This is a genomic window from Hankyongella ginsenosidimutans, assembly GCF_005144965.1.
In the GTDB taxonomy this organism is placed as follows: Bacteria; Pseudomonadota; Alphaproteobacteria; order Sphingomonadales; family Sphingomonadaceae; genus Hankyongella; species Hankyongella ginsenosidimutans.
This window is the reverse complement of record NZ_CP039704.1, coordinates 2,328,549-2,348,453: the sequence shown is the minus strand read 5'-3', so window position 1 is coordinate 2,348,453 and position 19,905 is coordinate 2,328,549. Positions and strand designations below refer to the sequence as shown.

Annotated in this window: 10 protein-coding genes and 10 pseudogenes; 6 read left to right on the top strand and 14 right to left on the bottom strand. The window is 65.0% G+C overall.

The window, feature by feature from the left end; all coding sequences use genetic code 11:
- Positions 1 to 10 precede the first annotated feature (10 nt).
- The 3 genes and pseudogenes from carB to carA all read right to left on the bottom strand — a co-directional run bounded on the left by carB (position 11) and on the right by carA (position 4,712).
- A pseudogene (gene carB / locus E6W36_RS13830) lies at positions 11 to 3,233 on the bottom strand (carbamoyl-phosphate synthase large subunit).
- 32 nt (positions 3,234 to 3,265) lie between these two features.
- The gene (locus E6W36_RS13825) at positions 3,266 to 3,604 is read right to left on the bottom strand and encodes a ribonuclease E inhibitor RraB (protein ID WP_222872959.1); all 339 of its coding nucleotides are present in this window, start codon (positions 3,602 to 3,604) and stop codon (positions 3,266 to 3,268) included.
- A pseudogene (gene carA, locus E6W36_RS13820) lies at positions 3,601 to 4,712 on the bottom strand (glutamine-hydrolyzing carbamoyl-phosphate synthase small subunit). Before carA ends, E6W36_RS13825 begins: the two are co-directional and overlap by 4 nt.
- Positions 4,713 to 4,964: 252 nt before the next feature.
- On the opposite strand from carA, the pseudogene E6W36_RS13815 reads away from it, so the two are divergent.
- The 6 genes and pseudogenes from E6W36_RS13815 (at position 4,965) to E6W36_RS13795 (ending at position 9,829) form a co-directional block, all read left to right on the top strand.
- Positions 4,965 to 5,431 (top strand): annotated as a pseudogene (locus E6W36_RS13815) (GatB/YqeY domain-containing protein).
- Between the two features lie 8 nt (positions 5,432 to 5,439).
- Positions 5,440 to 5,931 carry a CHC2 zinc finger domain-containing protein gene (locus E6W36_RS19410; protein WP_246047741.1) on the top strand — a complete coding sequence of 164 codons (492 nt, stop codon included), beginning with the start codon at positions 5,440 to 5,442 and terminating at the stop codon, positions 5,929 to 5,931.
- Positions 5,850 to 7,115 (top strand): DNA primase, encoded by a 1,266-nt coding sequence (locus E6W36_RS13810; protein ID WP_342776891.1) that lies wholly within the window; start codon positions 5,850 to 5,852, stop codon positions 7,113 to 7,115. Before E6W36_RS19410 ends, E6W36_RS13810 begins: the two co-directional genes overlap by 82 nt.
- Complete coding sequence (locus E6W36_RS13805) at positions 7,085 to 7,393, top strand: hypothetical protein (RefSeq protein ID WP_222872958.1); 309 nt, start codon at positions 7,085 to 7,087, stop codon at positions 7,391 to 7,393. The genes E6W36_RS13810 and E6W36_RS13805 overlap by 31 nt, the downstream gene beginning before the upstream one ends.
- Positions 7,294 to 9,343, top strand: a pseudogene (gene rpoD / locus E6W36_RS13800) (RNA polymerase sigma factor RpoD). Before E6W36_RS13805 ends, rpoD begins: the two are co-directional and overlap by 100 nt.
- Before the next feature lie 126 nt (positions 9,344 to 9,469).
- Positions 9,470 to 9,829 carry a methyltransferase family protein gene (locus tag E6W36_RS13795; protein ID WP_222872957.1) on the top strand — a complete coding sequence of 120 codons (360 nt, stop codon included), beginning with the start codon at positions 9,470 to 9,472 and terminating at the stop codon, positions 9,827 to 9,829.
- A 229-nt stretch (positions 9,830 to 10,058) separates the two neighbouring features.
- Here the strand turns inward: E6W36_RS13795 and E6W36_RS13790 are convergent, their stop codons facing one another.
- The 11 genes and pseudogenes from E6W36_RS13790 to pyrH all read right to left on the bottom strand — a co-directional run bounded on the left by E6W36_RS13790 (position 10,059) and on the right by pyrH (position 19,847).
- Entirely contained in the window at positions 10,059 to 10,973 is a 915-nt protein-coding gene (locus tag E6W36_RS13790; RefSeq protein WP_246047740.1) for a superoxide dismutase family protein, read from the bottom strand.
- Between the two features lie 74 nt (positions 10,974 to 11,047).
- A pseudogene (gene fabZ / locus E6W36_RS13785) lies at positions 11,048 to 11,469 on the bottom strand (3-hydroxyacyl-ACP dehydratase FabZ).
- 44 nt (positions 11,470 to 11,513) lie between these two features.
- Entirely contained in the window at positions 11,514 to 12,098 is a 585-nt protein-coding gene (locus tag E6W36_RS13780) for an OmpH/Skp family outer membrane protein (RefSeq protein WP_222872955.1), read from the bottom strand.
- Between the two features lie 2 nt (positions 12,099 to 12,100).
- Positions 12,101 to 14,649 (bottom strand): annotated as a pseudogene (gene bamA / locus E6W36_RS23635) (outer membrane protein assembly factor BamA).
- Between the two features lie 2 nt (positions 14,650 to 14,651).
- Positions 14,652 to 15,740: an RIP metalloprotease RseP gene (gene rseP, locus E6W36_RS13770; protein ID WP_246047738.1), complete on the bottom strand. Its 1,089-nt coding sequence runs from the start codon at positions 15,738 to 15,740 to the stop codon at positions 14,652 to 14,654.
- Between the two features lie 49 nt (positions 15,741 to 15,789).
- On the bottom strand, positions 15,790 to 16,314 hold the full coding sequence (locus E6W36_RS23630) for a hypothetical protein (RefSeq protein ID WP_425459740.1): 525 nt from the start codon (positions 16,312 to 16,314) through the stop codon (positions 15,790 to 15,792).
- An 18-nt stretch (positions 16,315 to 16,332) separates the two neighbouring features.
- Positions 16,333 to 16,949 (bottom strand): annotated as a pseudogene (locus E6W36_RS23625) (1-deoxy-D-xylulose-5-phosphate reductoisomerase); the annotation flags it as partial.
- Between the two features lie 3 nt (positions 16,950 to 16,952).
- Positions 16,953 to 17,823: pseudogene (locus tag E6W36_RS13760) on the bottom strand (phosphatidate cytidylyltransferase).
- A pseudogene (locus tag E6W36_RS13755) lies at positions 17,771 to 18,484 on the bottom strand (isoprenyl transferase). The pseudogenes E6W36_RS13760 and E6W36_RS13755 overlap by 53 nt, the downstream one beginning before the upstream one ends.
- A gap of 20 nt (positions 18,485 to 18,504) precedes the next feature.
- The gene (gene frr / locus E6W36_RS13750) at positions 18,505 to 19,062 is read right to left on the bottom strand and encodes a ribosome recycling factor (protein ID WP_222872953.1); all 558 of its coding nucleotides are present in this window, start codon (positions 19,060 to 19,062) and stop codon (positions 18,505 to 18,507) included.
- 28 nt (positions 19,063 to 19,090) lie between these two features.
- Positions 19,091 to 19,847 (bottom strand): annotated as a pseudogene (gene pyrH, locus E6W36_RS13745) (UMP kinase).
- Between the last annotated feature and the right edge of the window lie 58 nt (positions 19,848 to 19,905).

Sequence of the window (19,905 nt, the reverse complement as noted above, 5' to 3'; positions counted from 1 at the left end):
ACCAGAATAATCATTGATGATAGTTTTGCAAGGCACGCACAGTCAGCGCATCGGCACGCAGGGTCAGGATGGCGCGCACCGCGACCTGCGCTGCCTCGGCCGTTGTGTAGTAGGGCACTTTTGCGCCCAGTGCCGCTGCACGGATGGAGCGGCTGTCCTCCAGCGCCTGCGCGCCTTCAGTGGTATTGAACATCAGGCTGTACCGGCCCTGCTTCAGGTAATCGACCACATGCGGCGCACCTTGCGCCACCTTGTTGACCCGGCCAACGTTCAGCCCTGCCCGGAGAGATATTCCGCCGTACCGTCGGTCGCGATGACTTCAAAACCCGCCGCCAGCAGGTCGCGCACCGGCGCGATCATGCCGGCCTTGTCGCTGTCCTGACCGAGATGAACACGGAACCCGCGGTCGGCAGGTGGGCACCGGCGCCGAGCTGGCTCTTGTAGAACGCTTCCTCGAACCGGACGTCGATCCCCATCACCTCGCCGGTAGATTTCATTTCCGGCCCGAGGACAGGGTCGACGCCGGGGAAGCGGGCGAACGGGAACACCGCCTCCTTGACCGCGATGTGCCTCAGCGCGCGCCACGGCGGCCGCAGGCTCTCGACCGTCTCGCCCGCCATCACCCGGGCGGCGAGCTTCGCCACCGGCACGCCGGTCGCCTTGGCGACGAAGGGCACGGTGCGCGAGGCGCGCGGGTTCACTTCCAGCAGGTAGATCACCCCGTCCTTGACCGCGAACTGCACGTTCATCAGGCCGCGCACGTTCAGCGCCATGGCCAGTTTCGCCGTCTGCGCCTCCAGTTCTGCGACGATGGCCGCATCGAGGCTGTAGGGCGGCAACGAGCAGGCGCTGTCGCCCGAGTGCACCCCGGCTTCCTCGATGTGCTGCATGACGCCGGCGACGAATACGGTCTGGCCATCAGCCACCGCGTCGACATCCACTTCGATGGCATCGCGCAGGTAGCGATCGATCAGCACGGGGAATCACCCGAAACCTTGACCGCCTCCCGGATGTAGCGCTGAAGCTGCGCGTCGGACTCGACGATCTCCATCGCCCGCCCGCCCAGCACGTAGGATGGCCGCATGAGCACCGGGTAGCCGACCCGCGCTGCAACCAGGCTCGCTTCTTCCGCCGAACGGGCAAGACCGTTCTCCGGCTGCCTGAGCCGAGAGAGGCCACCAGGGCGGCGAAACGCTCCCGGTCTTCCGCGAGATCGATGGCGTCCGGCGACGTGCCGAGGATGGGAATGCCCGCATCTTCCAGCGCCTGCGCCAGCTTCAGTGGGGTCTGGCCGCCGAACTGCACGATGACGCCCAGCAAGGCACCGGCGCGCTGCTCGACGCGCAGCAGCTCGACCACGTCCTCGGCGGTCAGCGGCTCGAAATAGAGGCGATCCGAAGTGTCATAGTCGGTCGAGACGGTCTCGGGGTTGCAGTTGACCATGATGGTCTCGAACCCTGCGTCGGACAACGCAAAGCAGGCATGGCAGCAGCAATAGTCGAATTCGATGCCCTGGCCGATGCGGTTCGGGCCGCCGCCAAGGATCGCGATCTTGCGCGCGTCCGTCGGCTGGGATTCGCACTCCGGCGCGCCGAACGCCGGCGCCTCGTAGGTCGAATACATGTAGGGCGTGCGGGCATCGAACTCGGCCGCGCAGGTGTCGATCCGCTTGTAGACCGGCGTTACGCCCAGTCCGCGCCGGTGCGCAGCCACCGCCGCCTCGCCACGACCGGTGAGCAGCCCCAGCCGCGCATCGGAGAAGCCCATCGCCTTCAGGCGGCGCAGCGCATCGGCGTCGCTCGGCAGACCCTGCGCGCGCACCTGGGCTTCCGCTTCCACAATCCCGGCGAACTGACGAACGAACCACGGATCGAAGCGGGTGATCTCGCAGACGCGCTCGACAGTGTAGCCGCGCCGCAGCGCCTCCGCTGCAACCAGGATGCGCCCCGGCGAGAAGGCCGCCAGCGCGGCATCCATGGCCGGCTCGCCCTCGGGGATATCGACCTCGTCGAAGCCGGTCAGCCCGGTCTCAAGACCGCGCAGCGCCTTCTGCACGGACTCGGCGAACGAGCGGCCGATCGCCATCACCTCGCCGACTGATTTCATGGCGGTCGTCAGCGTCGGGTCGGTGTCCTTGAACTTCTCGAACGCGAAGCGCGGAATTTTGGTGACCACATAATCGATGGTCGGCTCGAACGACGCCGGGGTCACGCCGGTGATGTCGTTCATGATCTCGTCCAGCGTGTAGCCGACCGCCAGCTTGGCTGCGACCTTGGCGATCGGAAAACCGGTGGCCTTGGACGCCAGGGCCGACGAGCGCGAGACCCGCGGGTTCATCTCGATGACGATCAGGCGACCATCCGCCGGGTTGACCGCGAACTGCACGTTCGAGCCGCCGGTCTCGACGCCGATTTCGCGCAGCACGGCAATCGAGGCGTTGCGCATCACCTGGTATTCGCGGTCGGTGAGCGTAAGCGCCGGCGCGACCGTGATCGAGTCGCCGGTATGAATGCCCATCGGGTCCACGTTTTCAATCGAGCAGACGATGATGGCATTGTCGGCGCGGTCGCGCACGACTTCCATCTCATATTCCTTCCAGCCGAGCAGCGACTCCTCGATCAGCACCTCGGTGGTCGGCGAGGCGTCCAGTCCCTTGCGGACGATCTCCAGAAACTCCTCGCGGCTGTAGGCGACCCCGCCGCCCGTGCCGCCCAGTGTGAACGAGGGCCGGATGATTGCAGGAAGCCCAACCTTCTCGAGCCCCGCCAGCGCCTCCTCCTCACTGTGGGCGATGGCAGAACGCGCGCTCTCCAGGCCGATCTTCTCCATAGCGGCCTTGAACTTCTGCCGGTCTTCCGCCTTATCGATGGCCTCGGCGTCTGCACCGATCATCACGCAGCCGAATTTCTCCAGCGTGCCGTTGCGCGCCAGGGCCAGCGCCGTGTTCAACGCCGTCTGCCCACCCATGGTCGGCAGCACGGCATCCGGGCGCTCCGCCTCGATGATCTTCGCAACGATCTCGGGGTGATCGGCTCGATGTAGGTGGCATCCGCCAGATCGGGATCGGTCATGATCGTCGCCGGGTTGGAATTGACCAGGACGATCCGGTAACCCTCCGCCTTCAGCGCCTTGATCGCCTGCGTGCCGGAATAGTCGAACTCGCAGGCCTGACCGATGATGATCGGACCGGCCCCGATGACCAGGATCGAGGAAATGTCAGTGCGTTTGGGCATAGCTCAGTATCGATCCATTTCAAAATGCGGCATCAGTTCACCGTCTTGGGGTCATCGGCGGCGGTCCAGCCTTCGTATTGCACGGAAAAACGGTCGGCGACGCGGCAGAGGATGACCATCGCCTCGCGCAGCCAGGGCTCGTCCACGACCCCGTAGGCGCGTGCCGTCAACTCACCATCCTCGACCGGCTCGACCTGATAGCCCGATTGTCTGAGCGCATACCCCAGCGCCTCCAGGGCATCGGTATCGCCGGAAAAGCCATGGGTCGCCATGCGCGGCGCGGTCAGGTCGGCGCCGCTGCTCACAAGGTCGCGCAGCTGCTCCAGCCCACGCGCCACCTGCTCCTTGGGGTCGTTGTGGATCAGCCTCACGCCACAAGCTCCCGGAAGCGCCGGAACAGGTAGAAGCTGTCCTGCGGGCCGGGCGACGCCTCGGGGTGGTGCTGCACGGCGAACACCGGCCTGTCAGTCCAGGCCAGCCCGCACAGCGTGCCGTCGAACAGGCTGACGTGCGTTGGCTTCACATTGGCTGGCAGGCTCTCGGCGTCGACTGCAAAGCCATGGTTCATGCTGGTGATCTCGACCTTGCCGCTCGCCAGTTCCTTGACCGGGTGGTTGGCGCCGCGATGACCCTGCAGCATCTTGTAGGTGCGCCCGCCAGCGGCCAGCCCCAGCAGCTGATGCCCGAGGCAGATGCCGAAGATGGGCTTGCCGGTCTGGAGCAGCGTCTGAATGATCGGGATTGCGTAGGTGCCGGTCGCCGCCGGATCGCCCGGGCCGTTTGACAGGAAGATGGCATCCGGCGCCAGCGCCAGAATGTCTGCGGCGCTGGTATCGCCCGGCACGACGGTGACCCGGAAGCCGGCGCTGACCAGATTGCGCAGGATGTTGCGCTTGGCGCCATAGTCCACCGCGACGCAGTGCGGGCGTCCGGCCATGTCGGGCGTGCTGAAGCCGCCTTGCAAGGACCACAGGCCCTGCTCCCACGTGCTCGTCTGCCGCTGCCAGACGTCCTTCGCCAGGTCCATGCCCTCAAGCCCCGGCCAGGCGCGCGCCATCTCCGCCAGCGCCGGCAGATCGAAGACGCCATCCGGCGCGTGCGCAAGCACGACGGTCGGCGCACCGCCGGCACGGATGCGCCGGGTCAGCGCCCGGGTGTCGACACCCGTGATCGCCGGCAGATCGTAGCTTTTCAGCCAGGCATCGAAATGCTGGACGCTGCGGTGGTTGGACGGCTGGGTGATCGGTTCGCGCAGAACGCATCCAAGCGCGAACGGCGTGATCGCCTCGACGTCCTGCGGATTGGCGCCGACATTGCCGATATGCGGGAAGGTGAAGGCGATGATCTGCCCGGCGTAGCTCGGGTCGGTCAGGATTTCCTGATAGCCGGTCATCGCGGTGTTGAAGCAAAGCTCGCCGACCCGCGCGCCGACCGCGCCAGCACCCTGCCCCAGATCACGGCCCCATCAGCAAACACCAGCGCAGCGGTCGGGCGGTGTGCAGCGGGCGCACGCGGTCGGTCGTCGTCGCGGGTCACGGGGCTGGAACCTTTCTGTGGGATCGCCGGGAGGGTCCGGGCAAATTGGCGCGTTGTTAAGGACTGTCACGCCTGACGTCAACACCAGATGGTACAAAAATTTCACACGTATTTTCAATAGTTTAATTCAAAAATTCCGATTGCCCTCGCAGCAAGATGCGATTAAAGTTTCAGCTTTCCGTAAAGGCGAATTCCATGCTGCGCGATGCGATCAAGCAGGCCCTCGTGACGGCCATGAAGGCGAAGGACGAAAAAGCGACCGGCACGCTCCGGATGGTGCAGGCCGCCATCAAGAACAAGGACATCGAGCTGCGGACCGGCACAGCCCCGAGCCTGGCTCCCCGGCCGAGGACGCCATGATCGCCGATGTGCTGCAGAAGATGATCAAGCAGCGGCGCGAGTCGGTGGCGCTCTACGAGCAGGGCAACCGTCCCGAACTGGCGGATGCCGAGCGCGCCGAAATTGCGGTCATCGAGCAGTTTCTGCCCAAGCAGATGGATGAGGCGGCGGCAACCGACGCGATCAAGGCGCTGGTGGCGGAGCTTGGTGCCAGCTCGGTCAAGGATATGGGCAAGGTGATGGCGGCGCTGAAGGCGCGCTACGCCGGCCAGATGGACATGAGCACCGCCAACGCGCTGGTGAAGGCGGCGCTGGCCGGTTAAGCCCGGCCATGGCATTCTCTCCCGCCTTTCTGGATGAGATACGCGCCCGCATCGCCCTGCACGAGGTGGTGGGGCGCAAGGTGCGCCTCATGCGGGCCGGGCGGGAATGGAAGGGTCTGTGTCCCTTCCATAACGAGAAAAGTCCGAGCTTTTACGTCAACGACGAGAAGGGCTTTTATCACTGCTTCGGCTGCGGCGCCCATGGCGATGCCGTGCGCTTTCTGTGCGAGGCCGAGGGGCGCGGGTTCCGCGAGGCGGTTGAGGAGCTTGCGACATCCGTCGGGCTGGAGCTGCCGCGCGAGACCGCCGAGGACAAAGCCCGCACCGCCCGGCTTGAGGGGCTGCGGGCGATCCTCGCTGCAGCGCAAGGCTGGTTCGCCGATCAGCTGCAGGGGATCGCGGGCGCGGACGCCCGGGCATACCTCTCCGCAGGGGCCTCGCCCCTGAGACGATCCGCGACTTCGGGCTGGGCTTTGCACCCGACTCGCGCAGCGCGCTGAAGTCTGCGCTGATGGCGCAAGGGGCAAGCGCAGACGCCCTGGTCGAGGCGGGACTGCTGATCGCCGTCGAGGAGAAAACCCCTTACGATCGGTTCCGCGGCCGGGTGATGTTCCCAATCCGGGACCCGCGCGGTGCGGTCATCGCGTTCGGCGGCCGGCTGCTTGGGCCGGGCGAACCGAAATACCTCAATTCACCGGATACCCCGCTGTTCGACAAAGGCCGCACCCTGTTCAACTTCGATCGCGCCGGGCCCATGGCCCGCAAGTCCGGGCAGATCCTCGCGGTCGAGGGCTATATGGACGTGATTGCCCTGGCGCAGGCCGGCATCGTCCATGCGGTGGCACCGCTTGGCACGGCCCTGACCGAGGAGCAGATGCGCCTGCTCTGGCGTGTCGCCGCCGAGCCGACTCTCTGCTTCGACGGCGACTCGGCCGGCCAGCGCGCCAGCCTGCGGGCCGCCCTGCGCGCCCTGCCCTTGCTGGAGCCGGGCAAAAGCCTCAGCTTCGTCAATCTGCCACCGGGTCAGGATCCGGACGATGTGGTGCGCACTGGCGGTGCGCCGGCCTTCCAGGCGCTTGCTGATCGCCGCCAGCCACTCGTTGACCTGCTCTGGCGCACCGAACTCCAGGCGGCCGACATGAGCACCCCGGAACGGCGCGCGGCGTTCCGCCAGCAGATGCGCGCGCATGCACAGTCGATTGCGAATCCGCTGGTACGACGCAGCTACATGGAGGACTTTCGCCAGCGCTTTGATGAAATGCATGCCCTGCGCACGGGACCGGCCATGCCGAGCAGCGCCATCCGCGCGAACGGTCCGCAGCAGGATGTGCCGCTGGCGCTGCTCAACGCGCTGCTCGACAACCCCGCCTGGGCGGCAGATCACGCGGAGCGGCTGAGCATGCTGCGCTTCGGCCAGCCGGATATGGACCATCTTTGGCAGGCCGTGCTCGATTCGGCGCTCGATCTTGTGGCAGAATCAGCGCAGTATGCCTCCGAATCGGCGGACGAATCGGCTGTGCTTGACAAAGGGCGGCTTGAACACAATTTAACGCAATCGGGTTTTGGCGGGCTCATCGCACAGGTGCGCAACCAACAGCGCCTTCGTTTTCGTTCAACGCGCCAGCCGAGGCTCGCGCGGCCGAACAGGATTTCGTGGCGGCGGTCGATCTCACCATCCGGCTGAACGAAGCCCGTCAGGCGCTGGAGCAGGCGACGCACACCTGCCAGCAACAGATGGACGAAGACGCCTTGCAGGCACTGGAGGCCGCACGCAGCGCTGAAAGCGCCGCGCAGGCGGCCTGGATCGAGTTCGGGCGGCAGGCATCTGCAGGCCGCCTTCGGGGACAAGCAAGGGACAGCCCATGGTCAAGAAGACGGAAGCCGAACGGCCGGAAGAAAATACGGAAGACGGCGGCGACGCACCGGCTGGCGAAGTCTCGGAGGCAACCGTACGGCGCATGATCGCCCGCGCCAAGGAGCGCGGCTACATCACCTACGACGAATTGAACGCCGCCCTGCCGCAGGAGCAGATGTCCTCCGAGCAGATCGAGGACGTCATGACCATGCTGTCCGAGATGGGCATCAATGTGGTCGAGGCGGACGACCCTGCGCTGTCGGAAGATGCCGAGCCGGAGACGCGCGGCAAGGCCCCGAGGAGGACGAAGCCGAGCTTGATTCGGACCTCTCGTTCGATGCCGAACCGGCGGTGCCGACCAAGAAGGAAACCGCGCTCGATCGTACCGACGACCCGGTGCGCATGTACCTGCGCGAGATGGGCCGTCGAGCTCTTGAGTCGCGAGGGCGAGATCGCCATCGCCAAGCGCATCGAGGCCGGCCGCAACACCATGATCGCCGGGCTGTGCGAAAGCCCGCTGACCTTTCAGGCGATCATCGAATGGGCCGAGGCGATGAACGCCGGCACCATGCTGCTGCGTGAAGTGCTCGACCTCGACGCCATGCTCGGTAAGGAACCGACGGTCGAGCAGGTGGAGAACGGCGAGGACTCGGACCTGCCCCAGGTCGCCTACAAGGAAGACGAGCCGGAAGAGGCCGAGGAAACGCCGCCCGCCGAAGAGGACGACGAGGAGAATTACACCGAGCGCCGGGCACCGCGCCCCAGCTTCGAAGAGGACGAGGACGACAATACCATGTCGCTCGCCCAGATGGAGGAGACACTCAAGCCTCAGGCGCTTGAAAAATTCGCCGCCATCACCACCCTGCACCTGAAGTTCGCCAAGCTGCAGGACGCGCGCCTGCTGGCGATGAAGCAGAACGAGGACTTCGGTGCGCAGCAGGAGCGCAAGTACCAGAAGCTGCGCGGCGAGCTGACCGCGCTGGTGCAGGAAGTGCACTTCAACAACGCCAAGATCGAGATGATGGTCGACCAGCTTTACGGGCTGAATCGCCGCCTCATGTCGCTCGGCGGCCAGCTTCTGCGTCTTGCCGAGCGCTACAAGATTCCGCGCAAGGGCTTCCTTGACGCCTATCTCGGCAATGAGCTGGAGGACGGCTGGCTGGACCGCGTGGCGGGCTGGGCAAAACCTGGGCGAATTTTGCCGCCACGGAGCGTACGGCGGTCCACGCCATTCAGAGCCAGATCCGCGAAGTCGCCGACATGACCGGTGTCGACCTCGAAGAATTCCGCCGCATCGTCACCATGGTGCAGAAGGGCGAGCGTGAAGCGCGCATCGCCAAGAAGGAAATGGTGGAGGCCAACCTGCGCCTCGTCATTTCCATCGCCAAGAAATACACCAACCGCGGCCTGCAGTTCCTGGACCTCATCCAGGAAGGCAACATCGGCCTGATGAAGGCGGTCGACAAGTTCGAGTACCGGCGCGGCTACAAGTTCTCGACCTACGCGACCTGGTGGATCCGGCAGGCGATCACCCGCTCGATCGCCGATCAGGCGCGCACCATCCGCATCCCGGTGCACATGATCGAGACGATCAACAAGCTGGTGCGCACCTCGCGCCAGATCCTGCACGAGATCGGCCGCGAGCCAACGCCGAGGAACTGGCCGAGCGCCTCTCCATGCCGCTGGAGAAGGTGCGCAAGGTGATGAAAATCGCCAAGGAACCGATCAGCCTCGAGACGCCGATCGGCGACGAGGAGGACAGCCACCTCGGCGACTTCATCGAGGACAAGAACGCGATCATCCCGCTCGACCATGCGATCCACGCCAACCTCAAGGAAACCGTCACCCGGGTGCTGGCCTCGCTGACCCCGCGCGAAGAGCGGGTGCTGCGCATGCGCTTCGGTATCGGCATGAACACCGACCATACGCTGGAGGAAGTCGGCCAGCAGTTCAGCGTGACCCGCGAGCGTATCCGCCAGATCGAGGCGAAGGCACTGCGCAAGCTCAAGCACCCGTCGCGCTCGCGCAAGATGCGCAGCTTCCTCGACAACACCTGATTGCTGCAGCATGCGGTTCCACTCGCATCCCGGCCCCGGCGTGCATCTGCCGCCACCGGTTTGGGTAATCGGTTGCATGATGCTGGGGCTGCTCCTGGATCGCCTGGCGGCGCTGCCGCCCTGCCCTTGCCAGCACTGGCAGCCTCCCTGCTCGGCGGCGCGCTGATGCTCGCTGGATCGGGCGTGATCGCGGCCGGCGTCATCCGTTTCCGACGCGCGAAAACGCCGGTCGAGCCCTGGAAGCCGGCACGTGCGCTGGTGACCGAGGGCATCTACCGCTACACCCGCAACCCGATGTATCTGGGAATGGCGCTGTTCTACAGCGGCGTGGCGATCACCCGCGCGAGCCTGGGGGCAGCGCTCCTGCTTCCCGTGGTCATCGCGCTCATCCAGACCCGGGCGATCCAGCGCGAAGAAATGCACCTCCTGACCGTATTCGGCAAGGACTACGCCGACTATTGCCGCCGGGTCCGCCGCTGGCTTTAGACCCTTCCCGTTTTTGATTGCGTCGCAAAAGTGATTCAATCTGAAACGATCATGGTCTGGAATCTGATGACATTGTATGGGATCACCATCCCGATCTTCATGGAGCAGGCTGTAAAGACCGCTCGTGGTGAGCTTGGACGAACCACGAGCGGTTTATTCAAAATGACCCACTACTCTGCCTCGCGATGACGCGTGGTTCAACCTAAAGTGATCAGGCCCTAGCTACGGCTCACGGCTGACCGTCGTTGCCGGAATGCGGCGCATCCGAATCTTCCGGTACCTGCAGCGGTCCGCGCTTGATCGAGGGTGCCTGCGGCGAACTCAGCGTGGATGGCACGGCGTTGCCTGCATCCGGCTTGATGATCTGCGCACCGGTTGGTGGAACGGTCGCACCGGCGGGCACTGCGGCCGGTTGCGGCGCGGCCGGCAAGCCTGCGGCAGTCTCCGCCGGGGCAGACGGTAGCGCGGGCTCAGGCGTGGCGGCCGGCTGTGGCGTGCTCGCCGCCCGCGCCTGCAATTCCGCCTCCTTGCGCGCCAGCTCTGCCTCGCGCTGGGCCAATTCCGCTTCCCGGCGCGCCAGGTCCGCATCCGCGAGCGTGGCCGGTGCGACGAACACGCCGCACGCCAGCCGGGCCCCGCTGTTGCCGGTCGGGTCGCTGAGATAGTCGTCCGCCGCTGACTTGACGACGATACTGACCCCTTTTCCCCACAATTGCCCCTTCTGCCCCGGCGTCAGCCCGGCACCCGGCAGAAAAGCGTCCATCTGCGCAATGCCGTCCGACCCGACAAAGAGGTTCGGCAGATCGCCGGTATGATAGCCAGTCGGCGCGAGAAAGCCGTGGTTGCGCGCCTCGCCGTTTTGATGCGGGCCGCTGGCGATGAAATTGGGCGGACGACACTCAGCCGCGCCATGAAGGTGCAGACCGCGCGGCCCGGGGGCAGGCCTTTGAGGCGAACCTCCAGCAGAACACCCTTGGGGGCTGGCGTCAGGGTCGCCTCGCCCAGTTCGGCGCCATTGCCGTCCCGCACCTTGGCGATCAGATCCGGTGCCGGCCGCGTCTGGGCGGCTACCGTGTCTGATGCGCAACAAAGCAGAAAGACTGCAGGCAAGAGCGCGGGCTTTTCCATGCGGCAATAATGCCACACAGCGGCGAATAGCGCCAATGACAGCTTGATGAAATGCGCCAGAGCGGTTTCGGATCCGATCGACGGAACGCTTCAGGCGGCAGGGCGGTCCGCGATCATGGCGGTGAATTCCGCCTCGGCCATCGACTGGTCTTCGACGGTCGCGACGCCACGATACCGGCGCACGCGCGCGCGCACGTGTTGCTGCGTGACATGCAGGCGCAGCAGGCAGCCAGGCTCCACGGGATGGCGGAACTTGGCGCCGTCGATCGACATGAAGTAGACCAGCTTGTCCTCAGCCTCCTGCCCCATCGACAGCATGGCGTGAATGGCCGCGGCCTGCGCCAGCGCCTCGACGATCAGGACGCCCGGCATGATCGGCCGCCCCGGAAATGCCCGGCAAAGAACGGCTCATTCATGGTGACGCCCTTGACCGCAGTCAAAGACACATCGGGTTCATGGGACTCGACCCGATCCACCAGGAGCATGGGGAAGCGATGCGGGATCAAATCCATGATCCGCCGGATGTCAAATCCGGACACCGCCCCCGCTCATCGTCTCAGTTCTTCTTCGCCGGAGCGGCCGCTTGCGGCGCGGCGGCCTCCGGCGGCGGGGTCAGCGAGACCGTCGGCTTGCGCTGGTTGAGCGCCTGCAGGACCTGCTTCGTGATATCCATCGATTCGGTATGGCTGACGGTTGCTTCCGCGCGCAGCACGGCGGCGGCACCGCGGGTCTTCTGGATTTCCGCTGAAATCTTGTCGACCTCGTCCAGGATTTGCTCGACGACGTAACGGTCGCTGCGCTGTAGTTCGACAGCCTGGCGCTTCAGCTCGTCCTCAGCCGCATTCGCGCGTTTCTGCAGGTCCTGCTGCTTGGGCCGCAGGACGTCTTCGGTCGCGACACCGGAGCGTGCCTGCTCCTGCAGGTCACTGGCTTCCTTGGTGAACTGGGCTTGATAGCCGTTGCGGCGATCTTCGATCTGCTTGGCGCGCGCCTGGATCTGCGGTTGCGCCGCCTTGAACGCCGCCGAGTCCCGAACCACCTGGTTCATGTCGACGATCAGCAGGCCGCCCTGCTGCGCAAGTGCGGCACCGCTCGTGGCGATCATGACGCCAAGCGCCAGCGCGATAGTGCTCTTCTTCATATCTAGAACTGAGTCCCTACGTTGAACTGGAAAATTTCCGGCTGATCGCCGTCTCTCTTGATGAGCGCGCGGGCGACGTCAATACGAAATGGTCCGAACGGAGACTTCCATGAGACGCCGATGCCGACGGACACGCGCGGTGCTGGCGTGTCGCCAAGCACCTCTTCGCTCACGCCAAGCGCGGCGAGGTCGTCCAGGCGACGATCCGGCTGATCGATGCCGAAGACGGCCCCGGCATCGACATAGGCCGATGTGCGCAGGCCGAGTTCGTTGACGGCGGACCCCAGCGGCAGATCGACTTCCGCGCTCGAGAGGTAATAGATTTTGCCGCCGATCGAGTCGTCGACCTGCGTCCCGGTCGGCACGCCGCAAAGCGCGCTATTCAGACAGGTCCGCTCCGAGCGTGGGCCGACGCCGCGGATGCGGAACCCGCGGAAACGCGGCGAGCCGAGGAAGTAGCGGTCGGTGATCCGCACATTGTCGCCGCCGAAGCCGATGACGTGGCCGCCCTCGGCGCCAAGGCGCAGCACGAAGTTGTATGGCAACGTGAAATAATGATCGTAATCCACGGATGTGCGCAGATATTTCACATCGCCGCCAAGGCCCGCGACATCTTCCGTGAAGACGAACCGCTGACCACGGGTCGGCCGCTCGAAGCTGTTCAGGCTGCTGTAAGCGATCGTAAGGCCCGCCGAGGAGGTCAGCCGGTTGGACGACGCGTCGTTGCCGACAAGATCGCACAAAAGGCACCGGCCAGGAACAGGTTGCAGGTGCCGTTCGTAAAGTAGATGCTCTGATCAAGCGAGGTACGGGTCGTCGACAGGCGATACCGCAGCCCGAGGCTCCAGTATTCCGTGATCGGGAAGCCGAGCCGCGCGGAGCCGCCGATGGAGACTTCCTCGTAGGTCGTGTCGCGGTCGTTGTTGCCGGTGAAGCGGAAGCTATTGAAGTCGCGCCGGAACACATCGAGGCCGGCGGAAAGATTACGGCCGAGGAACGCGGGTTCCGTGAAACTCAGGTCCAGTTCGTTGCGGAAGCTCGACAAGGTAAAGCCCAGCCGGACATCCTGCCCCTTGCCGAGGAAGTTGCTCTGGCTGATCGAGGCGTCGAACAGAAAGCTCTCAAGGCTGGAAAAGCCCGCGCCCAACTGCAATTGGCCGGTCGATTTTTCCTCGACATTGACCTCGAGCACCACACGGTCCGGCGTGCTGCCCGGCTTCTGCTCGATGTCGACATCCTCCTGGAAATAGCCAAGCGAGCGGATGCGGTCACGCGAGCGGTTGACCTTGAAGCTGTTGAACGCATCGCCCTCGGCGAGCCGGAATTCGCGGCGGATCACCTTATCTTCGGTCTGCACGTTGCCGTTGATGTTGATGCGCTCGACATAGACGCGCGGTGCCTCGTTGACGACGAACGTAATGTTCATCTTGCGGTTTTCGCGGTCACGGTCGAAGCGCGGACGAACATCGGCGAACGCGTAGCCGAAGAGGCCGGCAGTCTGGGTCAGCAGCTCGCTGGTATCTTCCACGCGCTTGGCGTTGAATTGCTGGCCAGGCTTGATGGCAACAAGCTGTTTCAGGTTTTCCGACTTGAGGTCGCGGATTTTACTGTCGACCTCGATTGCGCCGAATTCGTATTTCTCACCCTCCTCCACCACGAAGGTCTGGAAGAAGTTTTCAAGGTCCGGCGCCAGTTCCGACGTCGCGGAGACAACCCGGAAGTCCGCGTAGCCGTTGGTCAGATAATATTGCCGCAGCTTCTCCCGGTCGAAGGCCGTACGGTCCGGATCGTAGGAGTCGTTCGATGAGAAGAAGCGGTACCAGCGCGCCTGGCGCGTGGCGATCTCGCCGCGCAGCTTGCCGTCGGAAAAGGCCCGGTTCCCAAGGAAGTTGATCTGCCGGACCTTCGACTTCGGGCCTTCGTTGATCTCGAACACCAGGTCCACCCGATTCTGCGGCAGGCGGATGACCTTGGGATCGATGGTCGCCGCGAACCGCCCCGAGCGCCGGTAGAGCTCGATAATGCGGGACACATCGGCGCGCACTTTCGAACGCGTGTAGATCTGCCGGGGCCAGACGCACTTCTTCCTGCAGCTTGTCGATTTTCTGCCGCTTGTTGCCCTCGAAGAGAATGCGGTTGATGACCGGGTTTTCCTTGACGTTGATGGTCAGAACCCGGAGTCATCACGGATGGTGACATCCGCGAACAGGTCGGTGCCGTAGAGTTTCTTGAGCGCGATATCCAGCGCTTCCCGATCATACTGCGCGCCGACCCGCAAATCGATGTAGGAGCGCACGGTTTCCGGCTCCAGGCGCTCGTTGCCGGTCACCAGGATCGAACGGATGACGCCGAGCGACTGCGCGGGTGCCGCACTCTGCTCCTGCACACTCGGCGCAGGGTTTTGGGGCGCAGGCACCTGCGGACCGGCCTGCTGCGCGTAGGCGTCGACCGCCGGCAAGCAGCACCCGACCGCAAGGGCCGCCAGCACGCGGGTCAGACGGCGGCTCGAACAAGGAAGGCTGCGGGAGCGCGTCGCGATGCCGTGTATCATGTCTAGCTGAAAATCCGTGCCAGCGTGTTCCAAACCCCGAACGACGCCAGATCGTTGACGGTAAGAAACAGCATCAATGAAAGCACCAGCGCCAAGCCTGTGCGGAACGACCATTCAAGTACTTTCGGACTGACCGGGCGGCCTCGAACGCCCTCAATCGCGTAAAGAACCAGATGCCCACCGTCAAGCATCGGCACCGGCAGCAGATTCACGAAGCCAAGGTTGATCGAAATCAGCGCGATGAACGTGACCAGTGGCACCAGGCCGAGCGCTGCGCTCTGCCCTGAGTAGTCGGCGATTTTCAGCGGCCCACCCAGTTCGGTCACGGCGCGGCGTCCGCTGACGATCTGCCAGAGCGTCGTCGCCATGGACTTGGTCAATGCCAGGGTCTGCGCCGTCGCAGCGCCGACCGCCTGGAATGGGTTGAGCCGGATCACGTCCCGACCCGTAGCCTGCAGGCCGATCAAACCGCGTTCATAGACATTGCCGAAGCGGTCCCGCTCCTCGACCCGGCGCGGGGTGATACTGAGGTCGATCTGGCGACCATCTCGCGCGATGGTCATGTTCAGTGGGTGACCGGGGTTGATGGCGATGACGTTGATGATGTCCTCGAACCGCCGAACGCTCTGCCCCTCAAGGCGTACGATCATATCCCCGGGCTTGATGCCCGCCGCCTGCGCGGCGCTGTTCGGCACGATGCCGGCAACCTTGGGAACGGTGTAGGGCTGCCCGACCGTCGTGAAGAGCGCGGCGAAAATCAGAATGGCGAACGCGAAGTTGATCATGGGCCCCGCCGCCACGACCACCGCGCGCTGCCAGATCGGCTTGAACTGGAACAGCCTCTCACGCTCTGCGGGGCTGAGGCGCGCCGCCTCGGGATCGGGCTGGCTCGCCGCGTTCATGTCGCCGGCGAATTTCACATACCCGCCCAGCGGCAGTACGGAGATGCGCCAGCGGGTACGATGCTTGTCGGTCCACCCGAAAATCTCCGGGCCAAAGCCGATCGAGAAGCCGTCGATCCTGATGCGAAACAACCGCGCCGCAAGATAGTGCCCGAGTTCATGCACGAACACCAGCGGCCCCAGGACCACCAGGAACCACAGAGCGCTGCTCAGGAAACCGGGGCGGCCAGTGTCGACATCACGCTACTCCCATGGCGACGACGGCCAGTTCGGCGCGGCGCCGCGCCTCGCCGTCCGCCGCCAGAACCGTCTCAAGGTCCATGGCGTCCTCGCATGGCATTCCGGACAGGACCTCGGCGACGATGGCGGCAATATCGAGGAACCGGATGCGCCGGTCGAGAAAGGCCTGCACCGCAACTTCATTGGCCGCATTGAGCACGGCCGGCGCCGTTCCGCCATCGCGCAGCGCCGAGAGCGCCAGATTCAGCGCCGGAAAGCGCGTGAAATCCGGCGACTCGAAGGTAAGCTTGCCGACATCCGCCAGATCCAGTCGCCGGCAGGGCGTCTCCAGACGCTCAGGATACGCCAGAGTGTAGGCGATCGGGGTGCGCATGTCCGGCGTGCCCATCTGCGCCAGCACCGAGCCGTCGACATACTCCACCATCGAATGCACGACCGACTGCGGGTGGACGATGACCTGGAACCGGTCATGCGAGACCGGGAACAGGTGGCTGGCCTCGATGACTTCAAGCCCCTTGTTCATCAGCGTTGCGGAGTCGATGGAGATTTTCGCCCCATGGACCACACCGGGTGATTGACCGCCTGCTCTGGCGTCACCGCACGCATGTCCTCCAGCGCCCAGGTGCGGAACGGGCCGCCCGAGGCCGTGAGGATCACGCGGGAGACGCGCTCCGGACGCTCGAAGTCGAATACCTGGTAGATGGCGTTGTGCTCGGAATCGACCGGCAACAGCCGCCCGCCATGGCGGCGCGCGACCGTGGTGACGACATCCCCGGCGCAGACCAGGCATTCCTTGTTGGCAAGCGCCAGGGTCGCGCCGCGCTCCAGCGCCGCCAGCGCCGGGCGCAGGCCGGCAGCGCCGACGATCGCCGCCATGACGATATCGCTCGGACGTTCGGCCGCCTCGATAATGGCGTCGGAACCGGCCGCAGCCTCGATGCCCGTACCGGACAAGGCTTCCTTGAGCGCAGCATATCGGCTTTCGTCACCAATCACGGCGAGCTTGGCGCGGCTGCGCTTGGCGGCCTGCGCCAGCGCGTCAACGTTGCTTTGCGCCGTCAGCGCGACGCAACTGTATCGATCCGGATTGCGGTCGATCAGATCGAGCGTCGAGCGTCCGATCGATCCGGTTGCCCCAAGAATTGTTACTGAGCGCATTCTCTATCCATTCACTCGCATCAGCCACGATTCGATCTGCAGCGCCAAGGCGAAAACCGGGGCCGCCACCAGCAAACCGTCCACTCGATCCATCACGCCGCCATGCCCGGGGATGATCGACCCTGAATTCTTCACCCCGAACCCACGTTTCAGCGCGGATTCGCCTAGGTCACCCATAACGGCGACAACTGCAAGGGCCACAGCGGCGATCAGCGGCGGAATATAGCCTTGCGCGTCCGAAAAGCGCGCGCAAGCCCCGCCGCCAGGGCAAAACCATGCTGCCGACAAATCCGGCCCAGGTCTTGTTCGGGCTGAGGCGCGGCGCCATTTTCGGGCCACCGAGCCAGCGGCCGAACACATAGCCGCCGATATCGGTACTCCAGACCACGGCCAGCAGCCAGAGCACCCGCGCCATGCCGCCCTCGCCGTCGCGCAGCCAGATCAAGGCCAGCGCCGGCAAGGCGGCGTAGATCAGCCCCGCCCCCACCCAGCGGTGCATCAAGGCCGGCGCGCGCGTGTAGGGCAAGGACAGGAGCGACGCGCCGAGGCCGCTCAGGATGACGCCGAGCATGAAGAAGCCCGTCGCTCCCAGCGCCAGCGTCACGGCCAGGACGGCAAGCGCCAAAGCCTTGACCATCGGCTCGCGTTCGCTGAGGCCGGTCATATCCGCCCACTCGCTGAAGACCAAAGCCGCGCCAATGGCGACCCACGCGGAAAACGCAAAGCCGCCGACCAGAACCGCGCCGATCGTGATTGCCGCCAGGAAGACGCCCGCGACGATCCGGGCCTTCAGTTCGCCGCGCAAGGAGGAGCGTTCGGGATCAGCGACCGCCAAATCGCCGCTCCCGGGCCGCAAATTCCTCCAGCGCTTCATCGAGCGTCGCCTCGTTGAAGTCAGGCCACAGGCACTCGAGGAAAACCAGCTCCGCATAGGCGGCCTGCCAGAGCATGAAGTTGGATAGCCGCTGTTCGCCGGAGGTCCGGATGACGAGGTCTGGGTCCGGCATCCCTGCCGTATCGAGGCCCCGAAAGGCAGGTCTCGTCAATGGCCTCGATCGACAGGCGGCCGGCGGCAACATCGGCGGCGACGCTGCGCACGGCGCGCACCAGTTCCGCCTGCCCGCCGTAATTGAGCGCGATCACCAGGGTCAGCGCCGTATTGTCCGCTGTGCCGGTCCGGGCCTCATCGACCAGGGCGCGCAGGTCCGGTGCCAGACTGGCCGTATCGCCGATGAAGCGCACACGCACGCCGTTGCGATGCAGCTCGGCGATCTCGTTGCGCAGATAGTGGCGCAGCAGGCCCATGAGATCGTCGACCTCATCCGCCGGGCGCTTCCAGTTCTCGGACGAGAACGCATAAATCGTCAGGTAGCCTATGCCGCGATCGATGCAGGCGCGTACCGTGCGCCGCACGGCTTCCGCGCCCTGGCGGTGGCCGGCCAAACGCGGCAGCAGACGTTTTTCGCCCAGCGCCCGTTGCCGTCCATGATGATGGCGACATGCCGAGGTGTCCGCAGGCTTCCAGACTCGGCCATCGGCATCGCGCCCGCCTTGTTCACTTGCCCAGGATTTCCTTTTCCTTGGCGACTGTTGCAGCATCGACCTCGGCGATCAGCTTGTCGGTCAGCTTCTGGACCTCGTCGGCCTGGCGCTTGTGGTCGTCCTGCCCGATGTCGCCGTCCTTCTCCGCCTTCTTCAGCGCATCCAGGCCATCGCGACGCACGTTGCGGATGGCGACGCGCGCACGCTCCGCATACTGGGTTGCCAGCTTGGCGAGCTCCTTGCGGCGCTCCTCGGTGAGGTCCGGGATCGGCAGCCGGATGGACTGGCCTTCGGTGATGGGGTTCAGCCCGAGACCCGCCGCGCGGATCGCCTTGTCGACCGCGGCCGCATTCGAGCGGTCCCACACCTGGACCATCAGCATGCGCGGCTCCGGCGCGGTGACGGTCGCGACCTGATTGAGCGGCATGGCGGCGCCATAGACGTCGACGACAACGGGGTCGAGCAGCGACGTGCTGGCCCGGCCGGTGCGCAGACCCGAGAGATCGCCCTTCAGGGTCTCAAGCGCCCCGCGCATGCGGCGTTCCAGATCGTTCTTGTCGTATCCGCTCATGACTGAATTCCTAATCTGCTCTGGCGCGTTATGCCGCGACCAGGGTTTCCACATTGTTGTCGACAATCGTGGACGTGCCCTCGCCCTTGAGCACGCGCACCAGATTGCCGTGCTCATGAATCGAGAACACCACGATCGGGATGTTGTTGTCGCGGCACAGCGCGACGGCCGATGCATCCATCACCTGCAGGTTGTCGGCCAGCACACGCGTGAAGTCGAGCGTCCGGTAGCGCCGGGCGGCCGGATCCTGCGCGGGTCCGCCGTGTATACGCCATCCACCTGCGTGCCTTTCAGCAAGGCGTCGCAGCCCATTTCGGCGGCGCGCAGCGCGGACGCCGTATCGGTCGTGAAGAACGGATTGCCGGTGCCGGCTGCGAAAATCACCACCCGGCCTTTTCCATGTGCCGGGTTGCGCGGCGGCGGATGTAGGGTTCGCAGACGCTTGCCATCGGGATCGCCGACTGCACCCGGGTCGGCACGCCCTTCTGTTCCAGAGCGTTCTGGACGGCGAGCGCATTCATCACGGTCGCCAGCATGCCCATGTAATCGGCCGACGCACGGTCGAAGCCTTTGGCCGCCGCCGCCAGACCGCGAAAGATGTTGCCGCCGCCGACGACAAGGCACAGCTCGAAGCCTTCTTCGCGGGCCAGCGCGACCTCGGTTGCGATACGATCGACAACGACCGGGGAGATGCCATAATTCTCTTCGCCCATCAGGGCTTCACCGGACAGCTTCAGCAGGACGCGCTTGAACCGTGGCCCCTGTACTGTGTCTTTGTCCGTCATCGCGCGCTTCCCTGTTTCCATTGCAACCGTTTAAGCGGAGAGGGCCGCGGCGACAAGC